This window comes from Staphylococcus sp. GDY8P120P (assembly GCF_017892065.1).
Lineage (GTDB): Bacteria > Bacillota > Bacilli > Staphylococcales > Staphylococcaceae > Staphylococcus > Staphylococcus nepalensis.
Genome location: NZ_JAESKI010000065.1, coordinates 1 through 602 on the forward strand (window position 1 = coordinate 1; position 602 = coordinate 602).

Annotated in this window: 1 pseudogene; it reads left to right on the plus strand. The window is 32.2% G+C overall.

The window, feature by feature from the left end:
• Nucleotides 1-602: pseudogene (locus tag KA900_RS14680) on the plus strand (RNA-binding transcriptional accessory protein); the annotation flags it as partial.

Consider the following 602-nt stretch of genomic DNA (forward strand, 5'->3'; position numbering starts at 1 on the left):
CAACTCAATTTGTGAAAAAAGAACATAAACATATTGAAGTCATTAAAGAAGCCATTCAAGATAGCTTGAAAAGATTAATCTTACCTTCTATTGAAAGAGAGATTAGAAGTGAATTAACACAAAAAGCTGAAGAACATGCAATTGAGATCTTCTCTGAGAATTTAAAAAACCTTTTATTACAAGCACCATTAAAAGGTAAAAAAATACTAGGACTAGATCCAGCATACAGAACGGGTTGTAAGTTGGCTGTTATTAATGAATATGGTTCGTTTGTTGATAAAAATGTGATATATCCTCATCCTCCAGTATCTAAAACTGATCAAGCGGAAAAGATATTTGTAGATATGATCAAGAAACATAATATTGAATTAGTTGCGATTGGTAACGGAACAGCAAGTAGAGAATCAGAACAATTTGTTGATGAAATGATTAAAAAGCATGACTTACCTTGTCAATTTGTGATCGTCAACGAAGCTGGTGCTTCGGTTTATTCAGCTTCAGATATAGCTAGAGAAGAATTTCCTGATTTTAAAGTTGAAGAGAGAAGTGCTGTATCTATAGGTAGACGTGTACAAGATCCATTAAGTGAACTTGTTAAAATA